General features: G+C 59.7%; 29 protein-coding genes. 14 read left to right on the forward strand and 15 right to left on the reverse strand.

What is annotated here, in order from left to right; translation table 11 throughout:
• Positions 1–154 precede the first annotated feature (154 nt).
• On the forward strand, positions 155–421 hold the full coding sequence (locus KBY73_RS06205; protein ID WP_254936243.1) for a hypothetical protein: 267 nt from the start codon (positions 155–157) through the stop codon (positions 419–421).
• A 148-nt stretch (positions 422–569) separates the two neighbouring features.
• Complete coding sequence (locus tag KBY73_RS06210; protein WP_254936244.1) at positions 570–1202, forward strand: isoprenylcysteine carboxylmethyltransferase family protein; 633 nt, start codon at positions 570–572, stop codon at positions 1200–1202.
• Positions 1203–1285: 83 nt separating this feature from the next.
• On the opposite strand, the gene KBY73_RS06215 is transcribed toward KBY73_RS06210, so the two are convergent.
• The 6 genes from KBY73_RS06215 to KBY73_RS06240 form a co-directional block, all read right to left on the reverse strand.
• On the reverse strand, positions 1286–1504 hold the full coding sequence (locus KBY73_RS06215) for a hypothetical protein (protein ID WP_254936245.1): 219 nt from the start codon (positions 1502–1504) through the stop codon (positions 1286–1288).
• A gap of 15 nt (positions 1505–1519) precedes the next feature.
• The gene (locus tag KBY73_RS06220) at positions 1520–1771 is read right to left on the reverse strand and encodes a hypothetical protein (RefSeq protein ID WP_254936246.1); all 252 of its coding nucleotides are present in this window, start codon (positions 1769–1771) and stop codon (positions 1520–1522) included.
• Between the two features lie 17 nt (positions 1772–1788).
• The gene (locus KBY73_RS06225) at positions 1789–1974 is read right to left on the reverse strand and encodes a hypothetical protein (protein ID WP_254936247.1); all 186 of its coding nucleotides are present in this window, start codon (positions 1972–1974) and stop codon (positions 1789–1791) included.
• Positions 1975–2081: 107 nt separating this feature from the next.
• On the reverse strand, positions 2082–2924 hold the full coding sequence (locus tag KBY73_RS06230) for an alpha/beta fold hydrolase (protein WP_254936248.1): 843 nt from the start codon (positions 2922–2924) through the stop codon (positions 2082–2084).
• Positions 2925–2946: 22 nt separating this feature from the next.
• Positions 2947–3660 carry a lysophospholipid acyltransferase family protein gene (locus KBY73_RS06235; RefSeq protein WP_254936249.1) on the reverse strand — a complete coding sequence of 238 codons (714 nt, stop codon included), beginning with the start codon at positions 3658–3660 and terminating at the stop codon, positions 2947–2949.
• 227 nt (positions 3661–3887) lie between these two features.
• A complete protein-coding gene (locus KBY73_RS06240) occupies positions 3888–4151 on the reverse strand; it encodes a hypothetical protein (RefSeq protein WP_254936250.1) in 264 nt (87 codons plus the stop codon).
• A gap of 172 nt (positions 4152–4323) precedes the next feature.
• On the opposite strand from KBY73_RS06240, the gene KBY73_RS06245 reads away from it, so the two are divergent.
• From KBY73_RS06245 to KBY73_RS06260, 4 genes are all read left to right on the forward strand, one after another.
• Positions 4324–4998 carry a DoxX family protein gene (locus KBY73_RS06245; protein ID WP_254936251.1) on the forward strand — a complete coding sequence of 225 codons (675 nt, stop codon included), beginning with the start codon at positions 4324–4326 and terminating at the stop codon, positions 4996–4998.
• 165 nt (positions 4999–5163) lie between these two features.
• Positions 5164–5781, forward strand: a complete 618-nt coding sequence (locus KBY73_RS06250) for a hypothetical protein (protein WP_254936252.1) — start codon at positions 5164–5166, stop codon at positions 5779–5781.
• 711 nt (positions 5782–6492) lie between these two features.
• On the forward strand, positions 6493–7782 hold the full coding sequence (locus KBY73_RS06255) for a cytochrome P450 (RefSeq protein ID WP_396096831.1): 1290 nt from the start codon (positions 6493–6495) through the stop codon (positions 7780–7782).
• 295 nt (positions 7783–8077) lie between these two features.
• Entirely contained in the window at positions 8078–8233 is a 156-nt protein-coding gene (locus KBY73_RS06260) for a hypothetical protein (protein WP_254936253.1), read from the forward strand.
• A gap of 9 nt (positions 8234–8242) precedes the next feature.
• Here the strand turns inward: KBY73_RS06260 and KBY73_RS06265 are convergent, their stop codons facing one another.
• From KBY73_RS06265 to KBY73_RS06285, 5 genes are all read right to left on the reverse strand, one after another.
• Positions 8243–8443 carry a hypothetical protein gene (locus tag KBY73_RS06265; protein ID WP_254936254.1) on the reverse strand — a complete coding sequence of 67 codons (201 nt, stop codon included), beginning with the start codon at positions 8441–8443 and terminating at the stop codon, positions 8243–8245.
• Positions 8444–8587: 144 nt separating this feature from the next.
• The gene (locus tag KBY73_RS06270) at positions 8588–8740 is read right to left on the reverse strand and encodes a hypothetical protein (RefSeq protein ID WP_254936668.1); all 153 of its coding nucleotides are present in this window, start codon (positions 8738–8740) and stop codon (positions 8588–8590) included.
• A 397-nt stretch (positions 8741–9137) separates the two neighbouring features.
• The gene (locus tag KBY73_RS06275) at positions 9138–9338 is read right to left on the reverse strand and encodes a hypothetical protein (RefSeq protein ID WP_254936255.1); all 201 of its coding nucleotides are present in this window, start codon (positions 9336–9338) and stop codon (positions 9138–9140) included.
• 155 nt (positions 9339–9493) lie between these two features.
• The gene (locus KBY73_RS06280; protein WP_254936256.1) at positions 9494–10132 is read right to left on the reverse strand and encodes an HD domain-containing protein; all 639 of its coding nucleotides are present in this window, start codon (positions 10130–10132) and stop codon (positions 9494–9496) included.
• Between the two features lie 27 nt (positions 10133–10159).
• Complete coding sequence (locus KBY73_RS06285) at positions 10160–10450, reverse strand: hypothetical protein (protein ID WP_254936257.1); 291 nt, start codon at positions 10448–10450, stop codon at positions 10160–10162.
• 94 nt (positions 10451–10544) lie between these two features.
• Between KBY73_RS06285 and KBY73_RS06290 the strand changes: the two genes are divergently transcribed.
• From KBY73_RS06290 to KBY73_RS06310, 5 genes are read left to right on the forward strand one after another with little or no spacing between them, the layout of a single operon-like run.
• Positions 10545–11171: a MerR family transcriptional regulator gene (locus KBY73_RS06290; protein WP_254936258.1), complete on the forward strand. Its 627-nt coding sequence runs from the start codon at positions 10545–10547 to the stop codon at positions 11169–11171.
• Between the two features lie 36 nt (positions 11172–11207).
• Positions 11208–12464, forward strand: coding sequence for a VWA domain-containing protein (locus KBY73_RS06295; RefSeq protein WP_254936259.1), 1257 nt, complete (start codon positions 11208–11210; stop codon positions 12462–12464).
• A 4-nt stretch (positions 12465–12468) separates the two neighbouring features.
• Positions 12469–12591 (forward strand): hypothetical protein, encoded by a 123-nt coding sequence (locus KBY73_RS06300; protein ID WP_254936260.1) that lies wholly within the window; start codon positions 12469–12471, stop codon positions 12589–12591.
• Positions 12592–12639: 48 nt separating this feature from the next.
• A complete protein-coding gene (locus KBY73_RS06305) occupies positions 12640–12771 on the forward strand; it encodes a hypothetical protein (RefSeq protein WP_254936261.1) in 132 nt (43 codons plus the stop codon).
• 4 nt (positions 12772–12775) lie between these two features.
• Complete coding sequence (locus KBY73_RS06310) at positions 12776–12949, forward strand: hypothetical protein (RefSeq protein ID WP_254936262.1); 174 nt, start codon at positions 12776–12778, stop codon at positions 12947–12949.
• 223 nt (positions 12950–13172) lie between these two features.
• Here the strand turns inward: KBY73_RS06310 and KBY73_RS06315 are convergent, their stop codons facing one another.
• From KBY73_RS06315 to KBY73_RS06325, 3 genes are all read right to left on the reverse strand, one after another.
• Positions 13173–13643 carry a hypothetical protein gene (locus tag KBY73_RS06315; protein WP_254936263.1) on the reverse strand — a complete coding sequence of 157 codons (471 nt, stop codon included), beginning with the start codon at positions 13641–13643 and terminating at the stop codon, positions 13173–13175.
• A 95-nt stretch (positions 13644–13738) separates the two neighbouring features.
• Positions 13739–14458 (reverse strand): hypothetical protein, encoded by a 720-nt coding sequence (locus KBY73_RS06320; protein WP_254936264.1) that lies wholly within the window; start codon positions 14456–14458, stop codon positions 13739–13741.
• A 37-nt stretch (positions 14459–14495) separates the two neighbouring features.
• The gene (locus KBY73_RS06325; protein WP_254936265.1) at positions 14496–14948 is read right to left on the reverse strand and encodes a hypothetical protein; all 453 of its coding nucleotides are present in this window, start codon (positions 14946–14948) and stop codon (positions 14496–14498) included.
• A gap of 161 nt (positions 14949–15109) precedes the next feature.
• Between KBY73_RS06325 and KBY73_RS06330 the strand changes: the two genes are divergently transcribed.
• Together KBY73_RS06330 and KBY73_RS06335 are read left to right on the forward strand one after the other, a co-directional pair.
• Positions 15110–15373 carry a hypothetical protein gene (locus KBY73_RS06330; RefSeq protein ID WP_254936266.1) on the forward strand — a complete coding sequence of 88 codons (264 nt, stop codon included), beginning with the start codon at positions 15110–15112 and terminating at the stop codon, positions 15371–15373.
• 167 nt (positions 15374–15540) lie between these two features.
• A complete protein-coding gene (locus KBY73_RS06335; RefSeq protein WP_254936267.1) occupies positions 15541–16230 on the forward strand; it encodes an SIMPL domain-containing protein in 690 nt (229 codons plus the stop codon).
• A 12-nt stretch (positions 16231–16242) separates the two neighbouring features.
• Here KBY73_RS06335 and KBY73_RS06340 read toward each other — a convergent pair whose 3' ends face one another.
• Entirely contained in the window at positions 16243–17100 is an 858-nt protein-coding gene (locus KBY73_RS06340) for an ion transporter (protein ID WP_254936268.1), read from the reverse strand.
• A 140-nt stretch (positions 17101–17240) separates the two neighbouring features.
• Between KBY73_RS06340 and KBY73_RS06345 the strand changes: the two genes are divergently transcribed.
• Positions 17241–18398: a fatty acid desaturase gene (locus tag KBY73_RS06345; protein ID WP_254936269.1), complete on the forward strand. Its 1158-nt coding sequence runs from the start codon at positions 17241–17243 to the stop codon at positions 18396–18398.
• Positions 18399–18602: the final 204 nt, after the last annotated feature.

The following is an 18602-nucleotide window of genomic DNA, read 5'->3' on the forward strand; positions in this document are numbered from 1 at the left end:
CTACTGCCACCCCCGTGGCACTGACCGCACCTGCAATCGGTTGATAGTCAACAGCCCAGCTACGGCTGGGAAATAACGGAATCCCAAAAGCTCCCTCTCACCAGGGGGCTTTTTTATTGGCTGGGTGCCCTACCTCGATCTATCACCAGCCACGATGGGACAAGCTCTTACTCTCGCCGTGCTTTTGAATCCCTTCTGCTTGTTCACTACAGCCCAGGTATGGGCTCTTAAAGGCACCGTGCTGTTGCTGCTCACCCTGCTGATCAAGGCCAGAATTCAAATAGTGGCTGGTTCGGCGCTCGGGATCTTCCTGCTGCTGCTCCAGACCCTGGTGTTTCTGGCAGTCGGCGGGGGGCTACTCCTGGCGGGCGGTGGCGCTGCGTTTGTCGCCACACAGCGACGTCGGTCCGCACAAGCCTGATCGCCATCCATAGCGGTTTAAGTCTCCCCGGCGACGGAGCCGGTGATGCAGCAGTTGCTCGCGGCTGAGGATGGCGTGGTGCGCACAGCCACGGCGGCCCTGGCCCAACTGAACGCGCCGGTAGGGTGACGCCATTAATGGTGTGTTTATGGGCTGGAGCCAACTCACGGTGATCAACACCGCCAAGGCGCTCACGATCGTGCTGCTGCTGGCGCTGGCGGCCGTGATCGGGGTGCAGGACATGCGCCAGGTGCTCTATCTCAGCCTGCACATCAGCTACTGCCTCTGGTGGCTGCTGGAGCAGTGGCTGTTTCCCGAGCGAGCCCGCCAACTGTTCAACGAGCGCGTAGGGGTGGTGAGCTTTGGCTTCGCCCTGCTTTTCATAGGCGTGCTCTACAGCCTGCCGGGGCTGCTGGCCTTTCTCAATCCCGTGCCTATATCCCAGGCCGCCGTGGCCCTGGCACTGGTGCTATTCAGCTTCGGCAGCCTGATCAACGCCAGCGCCGATGCCCAGAAAACCACCGCCAAGGCGATGGGGGCTGGCCTGGTGAGCGATGGCATCTGGCGGCGCGTGCGCCATGTGAACTACCTGGGCGATCTGCTGCGCTACCTGAGCTTCGCGGTGGTGGCTGGCAACATCTGGGCCTACCTGGTGCCGGCTCTGGTGCTGCTGATCTACCTGCAGCGCATCGGCCAGAAGGAAAAGCAGATGGCAGCGAAATACCCGGAATTCAGCGTCTGGCAGCAGCGCAGCTCCCGGCTGCTGCCAGGCATCTGGTGAGCTCAGGGACCAGCAGACCCCGGCTCTCAGCAGACCTGCCCTGCGTGCCCGTAATGCCCTTGTGCTGTGGACGCAGCAGAGTTTCAGGACTCGTCTAGCAGGCTCAGCGCTTCCATCACCTGAAGGCGGATGCCGCCCAGCCGGGTCCAGGCCCGTACAGCATCCTTTCTGCTCTGGTAGGGGCGCCAGTCGTCCTCAGCGATACGGCGCTGGAAATGGGCTGCCACACGCAGGGCAACGGCGACATCGCTTCGCCTTGCCAATCGCAGCGTTGTACTCCCGATCACCACATCAGCAGGCATGGCGTTGGGGAGTAATCAGGAACTGGCCAGGCTCATTCTCTGCCCTTCCCAGCCCCTCTCGGGCCAGGATCGAGAAGCAGCCTCTGGTCCGTTCACCAGAACCTGCATCGCCACCGCAGTGATCAATAGACCCATCAGGCGCTGCAACACCTGCCGGATCAACCGCCAAGGCACTTCCAGGCAGTTGATCACCGCTACACGACTGACACGCCTCAGTAGGGAAGCGCTTACGGCGTCGACTTGGCCTACAAAATTGAGCCATCCCACCTCCAAGGTGGACAGGCTTATGTCGATGGCGGGGTGATGCCCAGAGCTTGGGCGCCAAAGTGCCGCGTCATGTCGGTCTGCAGATGCCAAGCCGTCAGCAACGTTTTGGCGATGCGCCTGAGCTCGTCCACGTCGTTGCAGGCATCGATGGCTCTTGCCTGGGTCTCAACAACGAACTGGCGACTGAGGTCACAATCCAGCATGGCCTTGATGCAATGTTTCGAAACGTTAAGCAGTGGCAATGCCAGGCGCGGCCGGTTTCCCGCATGATTCCAATTCCTGTGTCGCAGGCTTCACCCATGCCACCGGGCTACCAGAGGGCAGCAGCCGCCTGAGCTGGCGCGCCTATTGGCAACGTGGACGCCGGCAGATCAGAAAACAAATCCTGCGACTTGAGGATGGCAGACAAATTGAGTTGAGTCTCCAAAAGGCAGGCATGCCCACTATCCGGAAGCTGAACGATTGTGGTGTCTGGAAGAAAGCGTGCCAATCGCTTCGCTTCGCGTTGAGAAGGCAGGAGTCGATCCGCTTCTGAGGCCAGGATTAAAACAGGCTGACGTACGCGATCCAGGGGCAGATCCTCCAGGTGGAACTGACTAAGCAATGCCAATCTCCAGGCAGCGCTTTGAGGCCTCACAGCCTGCATGGCGGCCAGCAGCTGATGCCGCCTGGGCCTGCTGACCCGATGGGATGCAATCAGCAGATTGCACAAACTGAAGGTGGAGAGCTGGTAAATCGGTTCCGGCAGCAGCTGAGTCAAAGAGCTGCAGGCACCGATCCAGGGTTGACGCTGAGCTGAGGAGGCGGGATTGATCAGAATCAGTTGGTCACACAGCTTCGGAAAGCGTGTGATCAATCTCAACGCCAAACAACCACCAAATGATTCACCACAAACTGTGGTCTTTCGCCCAGGATGCCGTTGCTGCTCCATCTGGATCAGTGCGGCGACATGCTCAGTCAATTCTTCCCATCCTCTGAGGTCGTCTGGAGGAATAGACAAGCAGCGAATGTCAAAGCCAGTGCTGAGTCCAGCAACCTGTGGTTGCAGCAGCGCACCACTGCCGTCCATGCCCGGCAAAAAGACAAACAGCGGTCGTGATGCCGTTACAGGTGTACAAGCAAGGAGCCGCAAAGACTTCGGGGTAGCGATCATGATCAAGGAGTACTAATAAGCATCAGCGGGCCAACAATTCAGCGATCTGACTCCAACAGGCTTGGGTGAGCTCTCGAGCTGTAGTAGCTCCGCCGCTACCTCGATACCGAGATTTCCAACTCTCGTCGATCAGCAGAGGATGGCCAAAGAGAACATCAACATGCCGATAGAGGATTGCAGAATGCCAGCCATCGCCTTGAAACAGTGCTTCTGATGGATCAAAGCGCCGAAACAAGGCAAGCGGAGCAAGCTTTCCCCGTTTTTCCTCCCTTGAAGCAATAGCAATCGGCAGGATCGCAAGGCCATCCACCGGCACCCTCAGGGCTAAATGGGCAAAACCCCTGTAGAACGGGCTGAGCTGCTGAGGGGCGTTGACCTTCACCATCGGGTCCGCACCCTCAGGAAACACGCCCACTACCTGATTGGCTTGCAGAAACCCGGCCGACTGCCGGAAGAACGATGCCTGCCTTCTCTGATCTGCCTCGAGCGGAAAGGCGCCCATCAAGGCAATTGCCTGCTGCAGTAGCGGCACTTGACTCATGTAATAGTGACAGGCGAATCGCACAGGGCGGCCAATCGCCTTCATCAGCACGGGAGCATCAAGCAGGCTGCGATGGTTGCTGACAATAAGAAGTTTGCTTTTGGCAGGTATTCTCTCAAGATTGTGCAACGAAACTGATACTCCAGCGGCATCCAGCAGGCTGCGAGACAGTTGCAAAGGGATGGGTTGATTCATACTTGCTGCTTGCCACTCACGAAAATGTTGACCGAGTGTCTATACTGCAACTCCCCTTTTCAAGAACAATTCATATATCTGTACTGCAAATAGTCTTTAAATAAAAGCGCCCAGTGCGAGCCTCGATCCTGGCGGTTAGCCGCACAATTGTGTCGCTTGGATTTAAGCGCTGATGGGCGGGCGATCCAGTCGGAGCAACTGGAAACGCCCCTCCCCTCGACTTGTCGTCAGGCAGCCAGGGCCAGGGAGGATCGGCGCCTTGGTCCGAACGGCTCGGTCAACTCGTTCAGCGCCTGGAGCTGCAGATGTGGCTGCGGTGCGACCCGGCAGCCCAGCTGGATCTGCCCTTGATCGAGCAGGCGGCCAAGCCGCTGCATGGCTGCCTGCTCGGTCCTGGCGAAGTGCTCTTGCTGGCTCAGCAGCCAGTCGATCTCAGATTGGGTGATCACCCCGGAGCTCAGGCTCTCAAGGAACAGTTCGCCAGTGGTCATCGTTTTGTAACGAACTAGTTACATACTGGCTGCCTGGCGGAGCATCCGTGAGCCCTGGCGCTCCGAGCCGCCGCCCGGAAGCTCCGCCATTACAGGGCTGGGCTGGATGTCCGCGGCGCTTCACGTTCCTTAATGAAGCTTGCCATGATTTTTGAAAACGACCTCCCACCCCGTGTCCACGTACACCCTGCTCGAACTGTTCGGCGGCTTCATGGCCGCCTGTGTCGCCCTTTGGTTCATCTCGATGAACAGGTTCGTCGCGATTGACTTTCCCGCCTCTAGGTCTGCACCTCTGGCTGGGCTAGTAGCAGCAGTGGCGCCTGCCGTCCGCGCCTACCTGCAGCGCCCAGGCTTGCTGGCTTCCGTCGGTCTGCTGCTGCTGCGCCTGAGCATCGGCGGACTGATGATTCACCACGGCCAAGAAAAGCTCGCCGATCCCCAGCAGTTCGCCAACACCTATGTGGCCTCGCTGCACCTGCCCTTCCCGCTGTTCTTCGCGTACGCCGCCGGCTTCTCGGAGCTGATTGGCAGCTGGCTGGTGATCCTGGGCCTGCTTACGCCCGTGGGTGCCCTGGCCCTCAGCGGCACGATGACGGTGGCGGCCTATCAGCACATCTCCACAGCCGGCTTCAACATCTATGTGCTGGAGCTGGTGGTCCTCTATCTAGGCGGCAGCCTCGCCCTGCTGTTCAACGGCCCCGGTCGCTTCTCCTTTGATGCCGGCATCGTGCCGGCTGTGCTCGACGACCTCAGCGCGACCAATGACCTTGAGCCTGCTTTCTCCTCACTGGACGCTGGCGAGCTGCGCGCCATACCGGTAACCGTCAACTCCAACGCCCGCGGATGAGCGGGCGTGTTGCTTTGGCCTTCTTCCTCTGGACTGACCTCCCTCGATCAACAGGGACCGAATCGGTAGGGGGAAATTGATGCAAGCATCCTTGGCTTTTGCTGCCTCCCTGCCACGTTTGTTGGATCGGCACCCCAGCTACTGCCCTGACTCACGGCTATCGCCATGAACCCACCGCTGATCTTTGTGGTGGCCCCGGCACTACAGCTGCCTGACGCCACCACTTCTCATGAGGTTCAGCAGCAAGCGCAGGCCGCAGGGCCCTCCACTGGTTTCGCTCTGCGGATCTTCAACCGGGGCGCTGAGCATCCCGATCTGGAGCTGCTTCCACTCGATGGTCGTCTTACCGGAGAGCAACGCCGCAGCAGTGATGGCACTCAGTTGCTCTGCGCCGCCCTGGTGGTTCGGATCGAACCCCGGCACCACTGGCTTGGTGTGTACCAGGGCGATCCGGAGGACCCAACCTGCCTGCGGTGCCTCGATCGCGTGGCGCTCAGCGAGCTGAGCAACGCCACCTGCTGGTTTTACCCCACCCACGACGGCACCTTCCTGAGCTGGGAGCGTGGCCTGCACCTCACCTTGAAGCCGGGCTCGATCGTCGATTGTCCTGAGGAGCTGAGTTCTGCGCCCTACGACCGCAGCCTGATCTCCGTGCTCTGGAGCCTGCTGGGCTCCGACCCGATGGCGACCTGGGGACGGTTCAGGGTCGACAACCAGGCCGAGCACAGCCTTGTCGTGGAGGACTGTCTAACGGTCTTCCCAGCTCCGCCGTTAGCGGGCTGATGCTTCCGGGCCGCCCAGTGATGACGCCGCTCCACTTTTGTGGCTGTAATGACCAGTTTGGCCGCATTCGTGATGCCCAGAACTGAAAAAAGTGGAAGCAGATTCAGTTAGGAAGTACGCCAATGACAAACAGATCGATCAGCTCAGGCTGCTGTGTCGCCCTCACTTGCCTGAAATGGAATACCGACGGCGAACTTTCGGCTTTTGATCTTCAATTAGTCCTAGGCCGATTGGCGCGGGTAGATCAGCATTTCGCCGCTATCTGGGGGAACAATCTGGATCTCGAACCAAGTCCTTCGATCAGCTGAACGCCATTGTCAGGTGCGGATCAGCCCAAGCCGCATCGTCAGCAGAGGCAGGCTGGCCCACGCTGCAGTGATGGCTTTCGTGAGCCGGGCCTCCGTGGCCGTGAAGGATTGCACCGAGACCAGGCCGGACTGGTTGCGAGCCTTAAGGATTGCTTTAGGTTTTGGCCGTGCTGGAGCTGCCGGTGGTTCAATCCTTTTCGCTTCTCGCCGCCACCGGTCTGGCAGGGCTGGCCCTGGTGAGCCTCTGCATCGCCTTCCTCTTCTGAGCATCCTGTTTTTCTGAACCGCTGCGTGTCTGTGGCGGCGCGGTGCCGGCTGTGATCCGACATCCTTGGCCCTATTCCAGCTGACGTTGGTGCCCCTCGATCCCGCCACCCTCCAGCCCCTGCCGAGCACGCCAGCGCTGAGCGGAGTGCTCGAGACCCTTGCCTTCTTTCGCGATCCTGATTTCGCCCGCTCTCGCTTCGAGCGCTACGGCGATGTGTACGAAACCAGCCTGCTGGGGCAACGGACCGTATTCATTCGCGGTGGCCAGGCGATCGGCGACTTGTTTGCCCAGGGCGATGCGGTTCAGGGCTGGTGGCCCGACAGTGTGCGAGAGCTGCTGGGGCCCCTGTCGTTGGCGAACCGCAACGGCGCCGACCACAAAGCCCGCCGCCGGGTGGTGGGCCAGCTGTTCGCCTCTGCTGCCCTCAAGCGCTATAGCCCGACGATCGTGGCGCTGGTCAACGAGCTCAGCCAGGAGCTGCTCGCTTCAGACGCGCCGGTGGCCCTGGTGCCAAAGCTGCGGCGTTTTGCCTTCAGCGTGATTGCGAGCACGGTGCTGGGGCTAGACCCCATCGATCGCGAGGCCCTGTTCGTAGATTTTGAAACCTGGTGCCAGGGTCTCTTCTCACTTCCCCTGGCGTTGCCCGGCAGCCCCTACGCCCGTGCCCGCCAAGCCCGCCAACGTCTGCTTAAGCGTCTAGGCGCTGTGCTCAAGAAGGCGCAGTCCGCCATGGCATCTGGAGCACCCATCGCCGCCGGCGGCCTTGATCTGCTAGCCGGTGGCCTCGATCAAGCCGGTCTCCCCCTGGGCGACGACGACGTGGCGGAGCAGCTTCTACTGCTGCTGTTTGCCGGCTACGAAACCACCGCCTCCGCCCTGAGCTGCTTGCTTCTGACCCTGCTGCAACACCCAGCCGAGCTGGACTGGCTAAGGGAGGAACTCGACGTCTTGCCGTGGCCGCCGGAGGAGGGGGAGGCTGGGAGCGCCACCGACGCCCTCCGTGCCCCGCGGCTCGATGCGGTCGTGAAGGAGGTGATGCGGCTGACCCCGCCAGTGGGTGGTTTCTTCCGCCGCACCCTGAAGCCCATTGCCCTAGCGGGTGTACTGGTGCCAGCCGATCGGGTGGTGCAGGTGAGCATCGCCGCCAGCCAGCGCCATGGGGCCGATACGGAGGATCTGGCAATCTTCCGCCCGCAGCGGCATTTGGACGGTGACACCACGGTCACCTTGCTGCCTTATGGAGGTGGTGAGCGGGTGTGCCTGGGCAAGGCGCTTGCGGAGCTGGAAATCCGGCTGCTGGCGGTGGGGCTGCTCAAACAGGTGACCTTGGCGCTGGAGGCGGATCAGGACCTGACGCTCAGGGTCATCCCTAGCCCCTCGCCGGCAGATGGCCTGCTAGTTCGCGCTCGTTCCACAGCCAGCTAAGCCTCCAACTTCATCAGCACGGGGGCCTCGGATGGGAACCGTGCTGCTTCTCAAGCCCCTCTGCCGATTTTCCGCAGCCACGTCGGCGAGGACTGCAGGCCAGGCACTGCTGCGGGTCTCCGCTGTTCAGGTCAAAACTTGAGGGGTTGGGCTCACGGGATTGAGGCAAAGTGGCCAGCGGTTAACAATTCTTTGCACTAGGTTTACGGAAAGAGATTTCCACCCTTTGAACGACCTCCTGGCTGCTGTCTACCTGATCTTCTTTGCGCTCATCGCAGGTGGAGCTTTTGCCTTGATGAGTCAGAACCTACGTGGCTCCGCTTCTCTTGCATCCCAAAGAAGTGGCGCCAAGCCAAGGCGCCATCCCGAGGCTCCCGAGCCCGGTGACGAGGTCCTCTACGTCGACTTCAGCCGGGAGCGGCTGGAGGAGCTCTATCAACAGGCGTCGTAAGCCATCAGCTCACCACACGACTTCTCCAGCCCAGCCGCCACTACTGCGGAAGGGCTTGAGGAAATCAACTCGCAGTACCTCGCTGTGGAGCTGGTGATGGTGAATCACATCCACCGGCGCACGGCTCTTGTGATTCCTGTTGAGCTGTTTATGCAGCTTGAGCAGTTGCAGCCACTGGAAGGTCAGGTCTTGAGCCTGGTCAGAGAACATGAACTGTTTGCTGGATCCATTTGGGGCACCCGTCTGGGCAGCCATAACCCCCTCGCAGATTGACTGCGGGACACGTTGCAGCTCTTGTTCACCAGATAGGGGTGAACACAACAAACCCCGAAACGTTCGGCCTGCATTGCCTGGTTAGGAGAGCCAGCCACGCCCAGTGGCCAGGCGAGAGCATTCCTGTACCGCCTCGATGCAGCGGTGGGCGCGGTGCTTGGCATCGTCCTGCCCCTGGGCTCGCAGTACATATGCCTCCATCGCCTCCGGCGTTTCGATCAGAGCCAGCAGCAAGCAGGCGGCTCACCAGGACGTGCTCCCACAGCTGCTCCCCAGTGGAGCTGGGTGCAAACAGCTCCTGGCGCAGCACCTCCAACAACTGCGGCTTAGGGGCATCAAGCTGACCGGGCCACAGCCGGCGGCTGTTGAGCAGCCCTTCTGCTCTCCCCGCTGGGATCACGGCTGGACGATCCGGCGCGTGCTCCACGCTCCAGCTCAGGCCCGTGCCCGGCCCTCCCACCGTGGTGCGCGCACCACCACTCCGGGCGACGGGGATGTTGAACGAGGCACCTAGCCCGCCCACTGAGATCGAGCTAAGCCCACCCTTGCTGTAGCCGCAGGCCCGCGAAGCGGTAGTTGAAGCGCAGCGGGCCCATGCGGGTGGAGCGTCGAAAGCGGAAGCCCATGGCAATCAGCGGCTCTTGACGCAGTAGTTGCCAGATGAGTAGAACCCCAGCGGGCAGCTGCTCCCCGCTTTCTCGATGGCGCCGAGGGTGTTGCCGCTGGCGCTCGGCACGCAGTAGCCGCCAGAGCTGTAGTTGCCGAGCGGGCAACCGCCCACTTTCGGGAGGGGCTGCACCGGCTGCTGAGCCAGGGCCGATGCGCTGGCCACGGGGAGTGCAAGCGGCAGCCAGCGCAAGGGCGTTTGCATCGACACTCCTGCGTGCAACTCAGGTTGCCCTGCCAGCGCGGTCAGCCGCAACTTCGTGCATCGAATGCATTGACCTGGCGGGCATGCACTGACGAGACCGGCTCAGTCCGCCAGTCCTACTGACGCTCGGCGTAGCTGGCTGCCCATACGGCTGCTGCCATGCCCTCGGGCACGATCCGCTGGAAAGGCGGACTAGCCAGGATCTCGGGCACCGCTTCCCCCAGAAGTTCGGTGGAGCGGCTGTGGGGCAGGCGATGGCTGAGCTGCTGATGCATCCGCAGCAGATACCAGGCTGAGCCCTCCAACCCGGCATTGAATTTCACCCACATCTCCTGATCGCGGCGGGCATCGAGAACCATGTCGCGGGCATTGTGTGCCTTATCGGCGGCGGTCACCAACAGGGAGTCCTCGGGCTTGTGCGCCAGGGCGCCGAGGTAACGGGTCTTGCGCAGCAGCCACGGCTCCTTCTCGCCTGCTGGTGCCTCCTCGCTGGTGTCGGTGCAGTCGCGCACGATGTCGGCCACCGCCACGCCAAAGCGTTCGGCGATTGAGATGTGGCTTTGGCCAGCGTCTTCGATGGCGTCGTGCAGCAGGCCAGCGATCGCCTGATCCTCCGTGCCGCCGTCCTCCCACACCAGGCCACTGACGGCGATCTGGTGGGAGATGTAGGGCACGGCTTTGCCCTTGCGCCGCTGGTCGCGATGCAGTTCATCCGCCCAGGCCAGAGCGTCGCCATAGCGGGGGGTGATCGGCATGGGTTCCCAGCTGGGGCTTCAACGTAATCAGCGCTGGTCAAACACGCGTTCGAGTCGTTCGCGCTGCACCTCGATGTTGATCCGCTCCACCTGCGCCAGCGCCTGGGCCCGCACCTGAGGATCCAGCACCGGGCCAGCTGGAGGTGGGCTGATGGCCGGTGCCTGAGGGGCGGTGGCCTGAGGCCTGGGCTTGGCGCCACCACGAGAGAGGACTGCAGCCAGCACCAGCAGGGCCAGTAGCGGCAGCACCAGGGGCCAGAGCGCTACGCCCAGCGCCACACCGATCCCCAGCAGCAGCAGCAGACGGGACAGGGTCAACAGGGCAGATCTAGACAGCTCGCTCAGCATGGCCCGGGCAGAAGCAATCTGCTGCTTTGTTGACAGCAGCACTGCAACCGTATACGTTTGAGGGATGGCCGACCTCCCCGTTGCTGCTCCTGTCCCTTCTCCGGTCTACGGGCTGGAGGAACTGCTGGCCCTTGCCAGCGAGCGCCTTGGCGAGAAGGTCACGCCGCGCACCGTGCGTCTGTATGCCACTGAGGGGCTGATCGATCGCCCGGGCAAGGACGGCCGCCGCGCGGTTTACGGGCAGCGTCAGCTGCTGCAGCTGCTGCTGGTTCGCTCCCTCGCCCGGCGCGGCCTGAGCCTCACGGCCATTGCGCCGCTGCTGGCCGCTGGCAACAGCGAACTGGAGCGCCAGCTCACCCAGCTGGAAGAGCCGCCGGCCACCAATGCCGCCCTCGACTATCTCCAGGAGCTGCAAAGCGCGCCCCCCCTCCAGAGCTCTCCGGATCTGGATCTGCTGGAGATGCTTGGCGCTCCGATCTGTCAGTCGGCACCGTTCGAGGAGCCCAGCCGTCGCCTGACGCCGCGCGGTGGTGGCCGCACTACCAGCCGCTGGCATCGCCTCGCCCTGGCACCCGGTGTGGAGCTGCACCTCAGTGACAGCGCCTCGCTGCCGCCACCTGGCAGCCGCCGTGAGGCCTGGCTGCAGCGCCTGCTCGATCGCCTCCGCGACCACCTCGACGACCTCTCCTGAATCTCTACCCCCCTGAATCGTTAACCCGTAATTCCCATGCAACCCACGATCACCATCCGCCCCCTGCGGCCCGCTGTTGCGGGCGATGCGTCCACGACCCTCGATCTGTTGATCAGCATCGAGCCACCACAGCGGCCCCCAGATCTGCAGACGCCCCAGCGGCCGCCGCTAAATCTGGCGCTGGTGATCGATCGCTCCGGCTCCATGGCCGGCGAGAAGCTCAGCCATGCCCGCAAGGCCGCACGCAGCCTCGCCGCTGAACTCACCGCCCGCGACCGGCTCGCCATCGTCACCTTCGATGACGAGGTGCAGATCGTCGTTCCCTCCAGACCGGTTGATTCGGCTTTGCCGTTCCTGCAGGCGATCAACACGATCGAGGCCGGCAGCACCACCGCGCTCTTCGATGGCTGGCTGGCCGGTGCCCTGCAGGTGGCGGAACACCTCGATGCTGCGGCCCTTAACCGGGTGCTGCTGCTCTCCGATGGCCAGGCCAACGAAGGCCTCACGAAAGAATCCGCCGTTGCCGAGAAGGTGGCTGGCCTGAACCAGCGCGGCATCAGCACCAGCGCCTTTGGCCTGGGGGCTGGTTTCGATGAAGACCTCATGGGCGCCATCGCCGCAGCCGGTGACGGCACCTTGGCCCAGATCGAAAGCCCCGCCCAGCTGGCCGACCTCTACGCCAGCGAGCTGCAGGGTCTGGCAACCACGAGCGGCCGCCGGGTGAGCATCGGCATTCGCCCCCAGCACGGCGCCGAGTTGGTTGACGTGATCAACGACCTCAGCGTCACCAGCGCCGGCAATCTGCAGCTGCCCAACCTGCGTCAGGGCCAGACACTGCAGGTGGGTCTGCGTCTGCAGCTGCCCGCCTGGACGCCCAACCAGCCGATCACCGGCATCCGCCTCGCCTGGGACAGCCCCGGCATCGAGCGCCGCCAGGAGCTGCGCCAGCAGCTGATCCTGCCCGTGCTGAGCGCTGCTGAACTCAGTGAGCTGGAGGTGGATCTCGATGTAGCCGAACAGCTGGCCCTGCTGCAGGCCAGCCGCGACCGGCGCAGCGTCATCGAGGCTCTCGATCGTGGTGATCAAGGCGCCGCCTTAGCCAGCCTGCAGTCGATCGATATCGAGCTGGCCGCCATGCCCCAGAGCAGCAGCATCAGCCACGAGCGCCAGCGCCTTGCCGAACAACGCCACTTGCTCAGCAGCGACCGCAACCTCAGCCGCAAACGCTTACGCCAAGACGTGCTGCGCAGCAGCTTGAACGTCTGGGACGGCACTAACACCCAGCAGGACTGAACCGATGCAAGAACTGACCAACCGTCAGCTAAAGCTCGATCGCATTCCCGATCCCGATGGCGACCTGCGCAAGTGGGAGATGTTCGCTCACACGATTAATGGTTACGAGGTGGCAGGGAGCTTTTAACACTGCGCGGCTCTCTATAACGACAACAGCGCCACCACCCTCACTGAATTGCGCTGTGCGCTGTTTTTTGCGGCCCGCAAAGAACGTCACAGCGCCGGTGGCCCCTGTGATGAATCCCATGGGGCGCGAGGTCTGCTGCGCCGCATCCGCGAGAAGGTGGCCGCAGGGGAGCTGGAGTGAACCGATGCCAGAAGATCACGAGCGGATCTCGATGCAGGAGCAGCGCCGCATTCACACCCGAGCGCTAAGCGAATCGGGACCGCCGGCAGCGGGTGAAACCAAGCCGCAAGAGGAGTTCCGGCTGGAATGTGAGGCCGTAGGAGCCAATTCCGAGCATTCCGGGTCGATCCTGAACTGAACCCTGATCATTAATGAGGCACTCAGAAATACCCCAATAGAATTGTCGCTCTATAGATAGTAAGCAATATGTCGGGGTTCCAGACGCGCACAAGACTGGAACCTCAGATAGCCTCCGCCTCTTGTGGGATGTTCCTTAACCAGATCTGGCCCTGGATATTTCACCTTAAATATTCAACTCGAAGTCGGCACTAACACATGCAAACAAAAGGGGAGCCGATTGCTCAATTAATCTCTTTCGCCTCTGCAAGCGCCGCTTTCATGGGTAAAACGTACTGCTTATTATCGAAATCAAGCAGGGTCGTTTGTCGATCACCAAATTCATCACGATAGACAATCGTGAATACGTGAATGTGCTCAACTTTGGTAAAAAGCAGGCCTATGATACCAATACGGCCAGCGAGGTCCCAGTCGCGCTTACGCAGACTAGAATCAGAGTAATTCCAATGAACAATATCTCCGTAGTTTATTTTGACCGATCGCCCAGTTCTAACGAAGTTGACCTTCATAAACTTACGGTAAAAGCTTACATTGCAAATATCCTTCGAATTAATATCGCTAAGGCATTGGAGGTCGGTGAACTCTTCAGCGGCTCGCGCGGGAGCCTGCATGAAGTAGATACCGCCCGATGCAACACTGATGGCAGTTATTCCGGCGCAAGTTGCTACAGAAAGCTTTTGCAGGCATGAATGCATAATACGAGGATGAGCTTTCACATGAATCGAGAATGATTTTTCGGATATAGGGGGCGAGGAGCCCCCTCCTCGACATTGGACAGCTTAATTATTAATTACTGAGTTTTATCTTGCATAAATTCTACTATCTTGTCTATAGTATCATAGAAGGCAATTTTCGTAGCATCCATTGTACTGCCACCACTGAATACCTGCATGCCAGTAATACCGTCTAGTCGGTTGGCGCGATCTTTCGTCACTTCCCTGGATCGGCCAGAAAAGGTTTTAGAAGCAATTATATCTTCTTCGGCGGTGCTTATGATATCAACTTTGACATCAACTTCTGCATCGCTGTTGACCTCAGTCTTAACACTCGGCCCGCCTAAGCCAAATAGCATGCCAAAAGAAGGGGCAAATTTAGTACGAGCCTCGCTATTAGCCGATTGCTTAAGAATTACTGGGCGAAGAATATAGCGTGAGCCCAACTTTTTACCCGCAACAATAAGCTCATTCATATTTGAATCACTTGGAACGCCCTTGATGGCTTTTTCTACCTTGAACCAAGCAACAGTTGTAATTCCACCGTTGCGAACAGACTGATTTATGACTTCTGTAGCAAATTCAGCAAGTGCGGAGCCTTGTCCAGATTTATCCGAGACCGGCATCAGGATGACCTTTCGAGCCGTTGTGGATTTAATTCCCCTTAGGGTCTCGCCGGAAGCCGGTTTTGCAGAGACTGGCTTAGCTTTGGTCTGCTGAGCAAGAGCGCTGCCGGTTACGCTCAGCGCAAAGACAGCAGAGGCAAGGGCCAGGGAAACTTGGCGAAAGCGAACCATAAGGGTTTTGTTTAAATTAAATTTAGAAAACAGTAGGTCAGATCCCTGTCACAGGAGTGACGCTTACAGGATTGTCCCTGTCGCCAGTGATACTAGGATCCATGGTGCGAAGAAAACCGCGAAAGTCTTTACCGAAAGAATCAGCAGCTTTCATATTCACGAAGCGTATGAATGCAGTACGCTTTTTCCCCCTATCATCACGAAATTCGATGCCGAAGTCCACCGTACCGGCCTTTTTGGTAGCAAGAAAACCGAGTAGACCAATAGGACCAAACAGAATCGTCGTGGCTGCACCAATTAGGTGATTCGACTCTCGACCTGTATCGTCGTAGATCTTGGTGTCGACGTAATTTGTCTTGTCTATGCTCAGAAAGTCAGTAGGCAAGTTGGCTTCCAGCTGTTCCGGGCCAATGACGACGGTGCAGGGCTCATAGCGGGTGTAATAAGAGCAGATCGCGCGATGGGAGGATGCCCTAGCTACGGGAGCCAAGGCAGTAATCATGCAAAACAGCAGAGCGGTTACGGAGGAAAACCGCCGTGATTGGAGATCCAAGCCTGTAGCAATCCCCCAAAAGATTTAATATCAAATGTTTAGCATCTCTTAAGCCTTCTTGTAAAGCCCTGCGGCGGCAGTCTCTTCTTGTATCAATTGTGTCCGCATGGCCAAGCCATGGCCAGCCTGATGGAAGTGCAGCGGCACCTCGGCGGCACCCCGATGATCAACCCGAGCGGATCTCGATGGAAGAGCAGCGCCGCATTCACAACCGAGCGCTGAGCAAGTCAGGCCCTCCTGCAGCGTGTGAAACCAAGGAGCAGGAGGCCTACCGGCTGGAATGTGAGGCCAACATCTCCCGCGACCGCGCCACCGCCGAGCGCCTTGGCATCACCCTTGTCTACGAATTTCCCTTCGACTGACAACGACTGGGGTTAGATAAAAAAAGCCGTTCTTCGCAACAGCTTAGAGACAGGCAAGCAACTGCTCAATAGGGTGAATCCAGCTGCTTCCAAGACGAGTGAAAATGCAGAGTTGGGCGCTGAGCAGCTGGAATTTTGTCAAGCGGACGCCAACCCTGGTATTTGCTATGGCAGTGCTTGGACTCGGGCTCACCAGCGCCAGTGGCGTATTGGTGAGGGGCATCCGCACTGCCAACGACACCATCACAGTTACTGGAGCAAGCACCGAGCGAATTACATCCGACTACGTCGACTGGTCGGTGGAGGTCTCCCAGAGCGGGGCCAGCCAGCAAGCTTCTTACCAAGGGCTCCAGCCTGCAGTGGAACAAACCGTGGCCTTCCTCAAGGCCCAGGGCATCGAGGCCGATGAGATGGAGCTCGACTCGGTCAAATCGCAAAAAGAGGAAGTGCGCGATCCCCGCACCGGGGAGCTGCGCTCCACCACCTGGACCACCACCCAAGCGGTGCTGATCGGCAGCTGGAACGTCGCCAAGATCTACAAGATCTCTGGTCAGATTGGGCAGTTGATCGGCAAGGGCGTGCCTCTGACGATCAACGAGCCGGCCTACACCTACACCAAGCTTGCGGAGAAGCGGGTCGACATGCTCGCCAAGGCCACTAAGGACGCCCGGGCACGGGCGCGGGCCATAGCCTGGCAGGCCGGTGCTGGCATCGGTGCGATCACCAACGCCGACACCGGCTCGTTCCAGATTACCTCCCCCAACTCAACGGAGACCAGTGACAGCGGCTCCTACGACACCCGCACAATTGAGAAGGACATCACTGCTGTGATGGCAGTGACCTTCAGGGTTGAATGAACCTGGTAAAACTCACTCGCTATCTATGCATTGGTCAGGCTCACTCTCGAGGCCGAATGGGCGCCCGCAGGAGCTACAAATCCCCTTTTCAGTCCTGCCACGCCGGGTTTCTTCTTCATAGCCAGCTGCAATAATGCCAGCCGGTAGCGCAAAGATAGCAATCCCTAGTAGCTGAATTATACCGCCCAGGAATTTGCCAAACGGTGTAACTGGAGCCATGTCACCGTAGCCAACAGTTGTAAGCGCTGAAATCCCCCACCACATCGCCGCAGGAATACTTGTAAATACCTCTGGCTGGCTATCAGACTCAACGTAGTAAATAGCACTCGAAGCAAGCACGAGGATGACCACAACAGCTGCGAGTGCCACGCCAAGATCACCACGCCGTGCACCGATCACACGCTTCATGCGACCGATGGAATCCGAATAGCGGCCCAACTTCAGCACCCGTGAGAATCTCAGTAGTCGGAGAACTCGGAGTATCCGCAGATCTAAAGCAGAGGCAGGTACGGCGAGCGTGATGTAGAAAGGCAAAATGGCTAAAAAATCGACCACGCCAATGAAGCTGCTCACATAGCGCAGCCGGCCAACAAGCGGCTGCCGGTAACGTGGATCAGCCGTACAAGACCAAATCCTCGCTGCGTATTCGACGCTAAATACCGCTACCGAAAAGGCCTCAAATGCCCAAAAAGCCGTGCTGAAACGCAGCTGCAGGCTGTTGACAGTCTCCAGTATCACCGCAAGCACATTTAGAAGGATCAGCGCGAGCAGGAAAACGTCGACCCAATCCCAATCGGCCACCCCGCTTTGCGGGTCCTCGCTGACATCCAGGAGCTCCCAAACTCGCTGGCGGAGCTCTGAGCCAGTCATTTCCCTAATGCGCTTGAAACAAGCTGAACCATAAGGAGAGAAGAATGTGCCTGCAGCGGCGCCGCTGCAGAGTGCTGATACCTATCGTTTGGGGGGCCTTTGTGGCCACTTCCATTCCCCCTTGTCCTGCGGCAGCTTCATTGACTCCACCTGTTTCCCTGCCGTCCCTCGCCACCGCGCAGGTCGCCACGCCAGCAGCCACCTATCCCAGCAAAGCTGAGCTGCTTGCCTGCCTGCCATCTGAGCTAACCCAGATCAACCCGGTTAAAGCCTGGGGAAGTCTGGCCATGTCCCTGGGCCTATCTGTTTTGGCCTATGGCGTGGGAACCCTGATCCCCTTGCAGCTCAGCGCTGCGCCCCTCTGGCTGCTGTACGCCCTGGTCACAGGAACAGTGGCGGGAGGTTGCTGGGTAATTGCCCATGAGTGCGGTCACCGTGCCTTCCATCCCAACCCACGCGTCGAAGCTGTGGTGGGATTTGTGCTGCACAGCTTGCTGCTTGTGCCCTACTTCAGCTGGCAGCGCAGCCATGCGGTGCACCACGCCAACTGCAACCACCTCGAGGCTGGTGAAACCCATGTGCCGCCCCGCTCCGATTCCAGCGCTGGACGCTTCGTGGCCGGAGCAAAACGCCAGCTTGGCCAGGGCTTCTACGGCGTGGCCTCCCTGTTTACCCACTTGGTGCTGGGCTGGCCCCTTTATCTGATGTTTGGTGTTGCCGGCGGCGAGGAGTACGGCAGCCCCACCTCCCATTTCACTACGGCTGCACCCTTCCGCAACGGTGGGCGCCAGCTATTTCCCGACTCCTGCCGTCGCCTGATGGTGATCTCCAACCTCGGCCTGCTGGCGATGGTGGCGGCCCTGGTATGGGCCTCTATCCACTTCTCTCTGACGAGAGTGCTGCTGGTGTACGGGCTGCCCTATCTGGTTATCAACGCTTGGTTGGTTGGGTACACCTGGCTGCAGCACACCGATACCGATATTCCCCACTTCTCAACAAGCGACTGGAATTGGGCAAAAGGTGCTCTACAGACGGTTGATCGACCCTATGGCCCCCTGCTGAACCTGCTGCATCACGGCATCGGCTCAACCCATGTGTGCCATCACATCAACCCGAAAATTCCTCACTACAACGCTTGGCGGGCCAGCGCCTTGCTCAAGCAGCGTTTTCCCGAGCTAGTTCGCTACGACCCGACTCCTATTCATCGCGCCTTGTGGCGGGTTGCAACTCGCTGCACCGTAGTCAGCCAAACCGGAGTCAATGGTGGTTTCTACTACCATTCCATGCCAGCTAACTAGCTAGCTAGCTAGCTATTCCATGAAAAAAGCCCGGAGCATAAGCTTCGGGCTTTTATTTTTGGAAGCTGAATTTCTGGAGAATTAGCCAGAGGTTACCAGGAGCCAGATTATCAAGAAGCAAAGACAATCAAGATTTAGAAGCCAAGTCGCTGGGGCGACTCAACACATAGGTGGTCATCCCCGTAAGCACGACAACTAATGCGA

It is taken from the genome of Cyanobium sp. Tous-M-B4, assembly GCF_024345395.1.
In the GTDB taxonomy this organism is placed as follows: domain Bacteria; phylum Cyanobacteriota; class Cyanobacteriia; order PCC-6307; family Cyanobiaceae; genus Cyanobium_A.